Consider the following 7,583-nt stretch of genomic DNA (forward strand, 5'->3'; position numbering starts at 1 on the left):
GTACCTGCGGCCACTGATGAACCTGCCCACGCACGCGACGACCCTGCGCCGCGCGGCGCGCAACCTCTTCGGCTGGACCGCGCTGCGGCCCCACCAACTGGCCGCCATGCGCGCGGTCATGAAACGGCGCGACTCGCTGGTGGTCCTGCCCACCGGCGCCGGCAAGTCGGCGATCTACCAGATCCCGGCCAGCCTGATCCCCGGACCCACCGTGGTCGTCTCCCCGCTGCTCGCCCTCCAACAGGACCAGATCGCGGCGCTCAACGAACGGCAACGCCCGGAGCTGCGGGCGGTCCGGATCAGCTCCGACGAGAACGCGAACCAGCAGGCCGAGGCGATCGAGGAGCTCCGCCGCAGGCGGGCAGAGTTCCTGTTCATCACGCCCGAGGCGCTCACCAGTCCGGACCGGGCGGCCCAGATCCGCTCGCTCCGGCCGGCCCTCGTCGCGGTCGACGAGGCGCACTGCATCTCCGCCTGGGGGCACGACTTCCGCCCGGACTACCTGGCGCTCGGGCACCTGATCGAAGGCATCGGCCGGCCGCCGGTGGTGGCCCTGACCGCCACCGCGTCCCCGCCCGTACGCGAGGACATCATCGCCCGGCTGCGGCTGCGTGACCCCGAGGTGGTGGTCTCCGGGCTGGACCGACCCAACCTCTTCCTCGAGGTGGCGCACTGCCCCACGGACGACTACCGGTGGCGGCGCCTGATCGCCCTGCTCCGCGACGACGAGCGGCCCGGCATCGGCTACGTGCCGACCCGGCGGGCGGCCGAGGAACTGGCGCGGCGGCTGACCGACGCGGGCTTCCCCGCGCAGTGCTACCACGGCGGCATGCCCGCCGGCGCCCGGCACGAGCTGCACGAGGCGTTCCTCGCCGACCGGGTGCCGATCATGGTGGCCACCTCGGCCTTCGGCATGGGCATCGACAAGTCGAACATCGCCTGGGTGGCGCACCTGGCACTGCCCGACTCACCGGACAGCTACTTCCAGGAAATCGGTCGCGCCGGCCGAGATGGGTCGCCGGCCCGGGTCCTGCTGCTGTGGCGGGCCGAGGACGTCGGCCTGCAGCGCTACTTCAGCGGCGGCCTGCCCGACGAGAAGGAGCTGCGGGAACTCGCCGCCCTGCTGCGCACCCAGCCCCGGACCCGCAAGGAGCTGCGCGAGCTGACCGGCCTCGGACCGCGCAAGCTCGGCCAGTACCTGTCCCTGCTGGAGCAGGTGGGCGCCGCCGAGCCGCGCGGCCGGCAGCGGATCGCCGCCCCCCGGTACGCCCCACCGGCCGCCGAGTCCGGCCGGGCGGCGCTCGCCGAGGCGGAACGGCAGCGGACCGTCACCCGGTCGCGTACCGACATGATGCGCGCCTTCGCGGAGACCGCCGGCTGCCGCGGCCAGGCGCTGCTGGCGTACTTCGGGGAGCAGATGACCGAGGTCTGCGGCCACTGCGACAACTGCCACGCCGGCACCAGTGTGGCCGGCGACGGGTCGGTCGGGCCGTTCCCGGTGCACAGCCAGGTGCGGCACCCGGAGTGGGGTCCCGGCCTGGTGCTGAGCTACGAGGAGGACCGGATGACGGTGCTCTTCGACGAGGTGGGCTACAAGACGCTGTCCGTGCCGGTGGTGTCCGAACAGAGCCTGTTGACAAGGGACTAGCGTCTCTGATCAGCTAAGCGATCCTGCGGCGGATTGAGTTTCCGAAATCGTTGCCCACCTGGGTGGGGTTGCGTGGGCATGGAGATGAAATCCCGCGCCCAGTGCTGCTCCTCGCGGCCGGTGGCCGATGGTGGGTGTGCTGATCGTGGTCACGCCCTGGTGTCGGTGGGCTGCGCGGGGCAGCTTGAGCCGGTCCGTTGGTGCGTGTCCCTCCGGACGCTTGCCCGCCCGGCCGTGGGGCCGGGTGGGGGAGGGTGCCCTGCGTCGCCTGGGCGCGGGGCGTGAGGTGTGGTGGCGGGTGGGGCCGGTCTTGGACCGGTCCCTCCGGCTGGTCGTGGTGGGGGTGACGACGGCGGTGGCTTCGAGCGCGTCCACGACCGTACGGATCACCATGTTCCCGCTGGTCTTGTCGGTGACGGTCTTGGCCTGGTGGGTGAGTCCTCGGGCGGCGATACGCCGCCATGCCCCGTGGTCGCGGTCGCCCTGCCAGCCGCAGGACTGGTTGGGGCAGATGGCCCATTTCCATCCCGCGACGGTCGGCTGGTCGGGGGCTTTGCAGTGCCGCAGTGGGGTGAGGCAGTGGGGGCAGTTTTTGGAGGTGTTGCGGGCGGGGACGGTGACCACGGCGATACCGGTCTCGGCGGCGAGGTGCCGGATGCGGTCGACGATCTTTCCGCGGACCTGCTGGGACAGGCGCGTGTTCATGGTGCGGCCCATGCCCCGTGCTTCCATCGACCGCAGGTCTTCCAGGTAGATGACGGTCGCCCGGGCGGTGATCGCCTGGTCCACCGTCCAGCGGGCGGCAGCCCAGGCGAGCGCGTCGTTCAGGTTCGAGCGGCGCTCGGACACGTGGCGGATCTCGCCGCCCAGCAGCTCGTGTTTCGCGGTCAGATGCTCGTCGGGACGGCCGTCGATCAGCCGCGCGTACTGGTCGGCCTTGGCGTGCAACCGTTCACTGTGCCGGCGTAGGCGGTGCTGTTTGGCCAAGACACCGGCGGCGCGGAACTGGCCGCCGGCCCCCAAGGCGGTGATTCGCCCGTCCTCGTGCAGGCGTAGGGCTCCGGCGGACAACAGGGTGTTAAGCCCCCAGTCCACGCCGACCGCCACCGTGTGCCCGGCACGCCGGGCCTTGGGCACCGGGTGCGTGTAGGCGACATCAGCGCGTACCTTGCCGCCGGTGACACGGAGGGTGGGCAGGTGTAACACCGCGCCGGCAGGGACGGTGGGCGGCAGCGTGATCGGGCATGCCACCCATGTCCAGTCCCGATACGAGCGCGGATCCGCACGGGTAGGCAGCTGCAACCGCAACAGGACTCTGCCCGGGTGGGTGTCGCTGCGTTCGATGGTGGCCTGCTGCCGGTCACACGCGGCCAGCAACAGCATTCGCGGAACCCTCGGGGCGCCTTCGAGTTCGAACACGTCCACCGGCAGACGCCCATTGGCCTTGGCGAACGTGGCGGCCTGCCGGGTCCGGCCCTTGATGACACTCGACGGCAGGCCCTCCCCGCCCGGGATCGCCGTGCGTACCTGTTCCCACTCCTGCCGCGTGCGCTGGCGCGGATCGGTCGGCCAGGTCGCCAACACACCGGCGGTCACATCAGCACGCCACTTCACCGAACGCAGAACCCGTCCCGCTTACTCCTGCGCCATCCGCACAATCCGGTCGTTGACCTTCACGCCCTCGGGCATGGTGGCGGTCCAGCCCAGACGCCGCAAGGCCACCCACGCGTTCGACGGCAACCTCCGCCCACCTGCGTCCACCCCGGAGGCGAGCGCATTAACGTCAACCGCGTTCCAGTGCTCGCCGATCAGGGCGCCCACCATGCCCGCTACCAGATCGGCGCACCAACCGACACGTTCGGCAAGCACCACCGGGACCAGGACCTCACCGGACTTCTCGTCCACCCCCGATCGCAGCAGCGCGCGAGCGCACGCGGTGCGCAGGGCCTCGCCCTCAGACAAGGACATCTTCCGACTCACCGACCACCAGCCTGGCCTTGGCACTGCCCGGACTCGGCCAACAGGCGACGCCGATCCTCCGGCGACCGCATCCTACCCAGCCGCCCAACGAACATCGTGACCATAGAATCACTGGGCATTCTTATTCAAATTCGTGAGCTGACCCGGGCACCGACACGTGCCGTCCACACACGAGCACCGAGGCGAGAGGGGCTTGATCGTGATCGAGCAGCCGGCGTACACCGAATTCGGCTTCTCCGACGAGGAGTGGGGGCTGCTGGTCGGGCTGCCGCAGTCCGTTCTCAGCGCGGCGAGCGCGGCCGAGTCCGACGGCACCCGCCGCACGATGGCCGAGAACGCCGCCGGGCTGGAGGCCATCGCCGCGGGACGCGAGTCGGCCAGCTCGCTGGTGGCCGCCGTGGCCGGCGAGGTCGTCTCGCGGGTCGGCGACCCGGAGATCGGCGCCGAGCTGCCGGCCATCGAGCCCGCCGACCCGCAGGCGATGATCGACGACGTGCTCGCCCGGGCCGCGCAGGCGTCGGCCCTGCTGGCCGGCAAGGTGGACGAGGGGCAGGCCGGCGCGTACCGGCACTGGCTGGTGGAGATCGCCGAGCAGGTGGTCGCCGCGGCCGTCACGGGCGGCCTCCTGGGCCTCGGCGGCGACGTGGTCAGCGAGTCGGAGCGGGCCTTCCGGGACCGCCTCGCCCAGGTGTTGAACGACTGATCGCGGACGCGCCCGAGCCCTACCCCCCGGCGCCCCACGACGGCCCCACCGCGGCCTCGTGGGGCGTCGTCGAGGATGGAGGGGGACGAACCACGGGGGTCGCGGCATGGACACAGGGATGAATCGCCAGATTTTCGACACCGAGCAGGTGCCCGCCGCCGACCGCTTCGGGCTGTGGCTGGACATGCTCGCCACCACGCCCGCGCTCATGCGGATCCGCACCGAGCACGCCGACGACTTCGTCGCGCGGGCGGAGTTCCTCGACCTGGGGCCGATACAGCTGGTCCGCCACCGCTACCCCTCGCTGGACGGGATCCGCACCCGGAAGCTGATCCAGCGCTCCGACGCGGACTACTACCTGCTCGCGCTGACCCTCACCGGCACCGGCATCGCCGACCAGGACGGGCAGCGCGGCATCTGCCGCCCCGGCGACTTCACCTTCTACGACTGCGCCCGCCCGCAGGAACTCAGCCACCGCGGCGACGACCGCCGGGCCCCCGTCAGCTCGATCGTCGCCTTCCTCCCGTACGACGCGCTGCCGCTGCCACACCGTCGGCTCGCCCCGCTGTTCGCCGCGCGGATGTCCGGCACCGAGGGGGTCGGGGCGCTGCTGGCCAACTACCTCATCCAGCTCACCAATCATCCCGAGCAGTACCACGCCGCGGACGCCGAGCGCCTGGCCGGGGTCGGGCTGGACCTGCTCTCCACCATGCTCGGCCGGCACCTGGTCTCCGAGGACGCGGTGCCCACCGAGGTACGCCGCCGCGCGCTGCTGGCCCAGGTCCGCTCCCACATCCGCCAGCACCTGGGTGAGGCGTCGCTGAGCCCGCAGCTCATCGCCGACGCGCACCACATCTCGGTCCGGTCGCTGCACCGGCTCTTCGAGGCCGAGGAGACCACCGTCGCGGCGTACATCCGGGACCAGCGACTGGAACGATGCCGGCGCGACCTCGCCGACCCGACCCTGCGGGACCTGCCCATCCAGTCGATCGCCGGCCGCTGGGGGTTCCGGGACAAGGCGCACTTCAGCCGGGCGTTCCGGGCGGCGCAGGAGGAGACCCCCCAGGCGTACCGGGCGCGGCACCTCGAACGGGCACGCATCGTCAACACTCCGGCGTCCGTGGTCAACCCGGACCCGACATACTGATCGCGGGCCGACGGACGGGAGACCGGCGCGGCCCAGTGGTATCGGGGGGCCGTGGCGAGGCGCCCGCGACCCTTCCGTCGCGGGCGACCGCCCGGTGCCGGTGCCGCCGGCCACCGGCGGCCACGCGGGTCTCCGGCCCCGTCATGCCTTCCCCCAGGACTGCCGACGGGGCCGGTCAGCTCTCCTCCAGCAGCACCAGCACGGCCTTCTCCACCGCCTGCCGGGGCATCTCCGGCTCCACCGGGGCCACCACGCCGTCGTGGTAGAGGTCCACCACCCGCGGATCCACGTAGGACGTACGCGCCACGGTCGGCGTGTTGCCGAGCAGCTCGGCCACCGAACGCATCACCGCGGCCACCGCCCGCTTGCGGGCCGTGGCCGAGCGCTGCGCGCCGGCCGTCGCCAGCTCGGTGGCGGCCAGCACGGTGGCGTGCCAGGTACGGAAGTCCTTGGCGGTCATCTCCCCGCCGCTGGCGTCGCGCAGGTAGTCGTTCACCTCGTCGCTGCGCACGTCCCGCCAGCTCCGGCCGTCCCAGTAGCCGAAGAGGCGTTCCTCGGCCCGCCGCCGGCGGCGCAGGTTGGTCAGCACCCGGCACAGCTCGGGGTCCTCGATCCGGCGTACCTGCTCGACGCCGCCCTTCGCCGGGAACTCGAAGACCACGCAGCCGCCCCGGGAACGGGCGTGCTCCGGGCGCAGGGTGGACACGCCGAAGGTGGGGTCGTCGCCGGTGGCGTACTGCTCGTTGCCGACCCGGAACATGCCCATGTCCAGCAGCCGGGCGACGGTGGCGAGGACGCGCTCCCGGCGCAGCCCACGCAGCGCCAGATCGTGGTCGACCCGGTCGCGCAGCACCGGCAGCCGGTGGGCCACCTCCAGCACGTGGTCGAACTTGGCCTCGTCCCGCCTCTGCCGCCACAGCGGGTGGTAGAGGTACTGCTTGCGCCCGGCCGCGTCGATGCCGGTGGCCTGGATGTGCCCGTTCGGGTACGGCGAGATCCAGACGTCCTGCCAGGCCGGCGGGATGACGAGCTGGCGCAGCCGGGCCAGCTCGTCGGGGCCGCGGACCGGCTCGCCCTTCGGGTCGACGAAGAGCCAGCCCTTGCCGCGCCGCCGGCGTCCGTACCCCGGCCTGCCCGGATCACTTCGCCGCAATCGCACCGGAGACCCGCACCGCCCCTTCCACCTCGTCCACCGCGGCCAGCACCTCGTCGACGCCGATGGCCGCCAATGCCGGATGGATCCCTACCCCGCCGGGGCCGTTCCGATGCCGCTCCGACTCCAGCCGGTGCTTGACGCCGAGCACGCGGTGCCGGGGCCGGTCCGCCGGCGGCCCCCACTGCTCCGCCGGCACCGGGCCGAAGAGCACCACCGACGCCGTGCCGTACCCGGTCGCCAGGTGGGCCACCCCGGTGTCGCCGCTGACCACCAGCCGGGCGTCGGCCACCAGCGCGGCCAGATCGGCCAGGTCGGTCCGGCCGGCGAGCACGGCGTCCGGCGGCAGGCCGGCGGCGCGGGCGATCCGGCCGGCGAGATCCTGTTCCGCCGCGGAGCCGGTGAGCACCACCCGGTGGCCCCGCCCGGCCAGGGCCCGGGCGAGCGCCGCGAACCGGTCCGCCGGCCAGCGCTTCGCGGGGATCTTGCTGCCCGGGTGCAGCACGGTGGCGCCGGCCCGGGCCCCGGGCGCCGGCGGGCGGCGCAGCGCCAGGTCGGCCGGGTCGGCCGGCAGGCCGTACCAGTGCAGCAGCCGGCACCAGCGGCGGACCTCGTGCTCGTCGTCGTCCCAGGCCGGGCCGTCGGCGTGCCCGGCCTCGGGGTTGGCGAAGGCGAGCAGCCGGCCGGGCCGGGTGGCGGCGAGCATCCGGTGCGAGTCCGGCCCCCGGCCGTGCAGGTTGACCGCCACCTCCGGCGGCGGCACCGGCCAGGGCGGCCGGTCGGCCAGCGCGTCGGTGGGCAGCACCCGGTCGACCACGCCGGCCAGGTCGGCCAGCGGCGCCAGCCAGGCCGGCGCGGCCAGCACCAGCTCCCGGCCGGGAAGGCCGGCCCGCAGGCCGCGCAGCGCCGGCACGGCCGTCGCCAGGTCGCCGACGCCGAGCGCCCGCAGCAC

The 7,583-nt window shown here is 73.2% G+C and carries 7 protein-coding genes; 3 read left to right on the top strand and 4 right to left on the bottom strand.

The genetic code is table 11. The features are described from left to right. The first annotated feature begins 16 nt into the window (after positions 1-16). Positions 17-1,648, top strand: coding sequence for a RecQ family ATP-dependent DNA helicase (locus ABZ570_RS18135; RefSeq protein ID WP_358064340.1), 1,632 nt, complete (start codon positions 17-19; stop codon positions 1,646-1,648). 9 nt (positions 1,649-1,657) lie between these two features. Here the strand turns inward: ABZ570_RS18135 and ABZ570_RS18140 are convergent, their stop codons facing one another. Beyond that, positions 1,658-3,244: a zinc ribbon domain-containing protein gene (locus ABZ570_RS18140; protein ID WP_358064343.1), complete on the bottom strand. Its 1,587-nt coding sequence runs from the start codon at positions 3,242-3,244 to the stop codon at positions 1,658-1,660. A gap of 39 nt (positions 3,245-3,283) precedes the next feature. After that, complete coding sequence (locus tag ABZ570_RS18145) at positions 3,284-3,616, bottom strand: hypothetical protein (protein ID WP_358064346.1); 333 nt, start codon at positions 3,614-3,616, stop codon at positions 3,284-3,286. 211 nt (positions 3,617-3,827) lie between these two features. On the opposite strand from ABZ570_RS18145, the gene ABZ570_RS18150 reads away from it, so the two are divergent. After that, positions 3,828-4,331, top strand: coding sequence for a hypothetical protein (locus ABZ570_RS18150; protein WP_358064349.1), 504 nt, complete (start codon positions 3,828-3,830; stop codon positions 4,329-4,331). Positions 4,332-4,449: 118 nt separating this feature from the next. Further along, a complete protein-coding gene (locus ABZ570_RS18155) occupies positions 4,450-5,478 on the top strand; it encodes a helix-turn-helix domain-containing protein (protein ID WP_358064352.1) in 1,029 nt (342 codons plus the stop codon). A gap of 175 nt (positions 5,479-5,653) precedes the next feature. Here ABZ570_RS18155 and ABZ570_RS18160 read toward each other — a convergent pair whose 3' ends face one another. Both ABZ570_RS18160 and ABZ570_RS18165 read right to left on the bottom strand, forming a co-directional pair. Beyond that, complete coding sequence (locus ABZ570_RS18160) at positions 5,654-6,637, bottom strand: DNA topoisomerase IB (RefSeq protein WP_358064355.1); 984 nt, start codon at positions 6,635-6,637, stop codon at positions 5,654-5,656. Next, positions 6,618-7,583: glycosyltransferase family 9 protein (locus tag ABZ570_RS18165; RefSeq protein WP_358064358.1), on the bottom strand; the 966-nt coding region annotated here is incomplete at its 5' end. The genes ABZ570_RS18165 and ABZ570_RS18160, both read right to left, overlap by 20 nt.

This window comes from Micromonospora sp. NPDC007271 (genome assembly GCF_040634005.1).
GTDB lineage: Bacteria > Actinomycetota > Actinomycetes > Mycobacteriales > Micromonosporaceae > Micromonospora.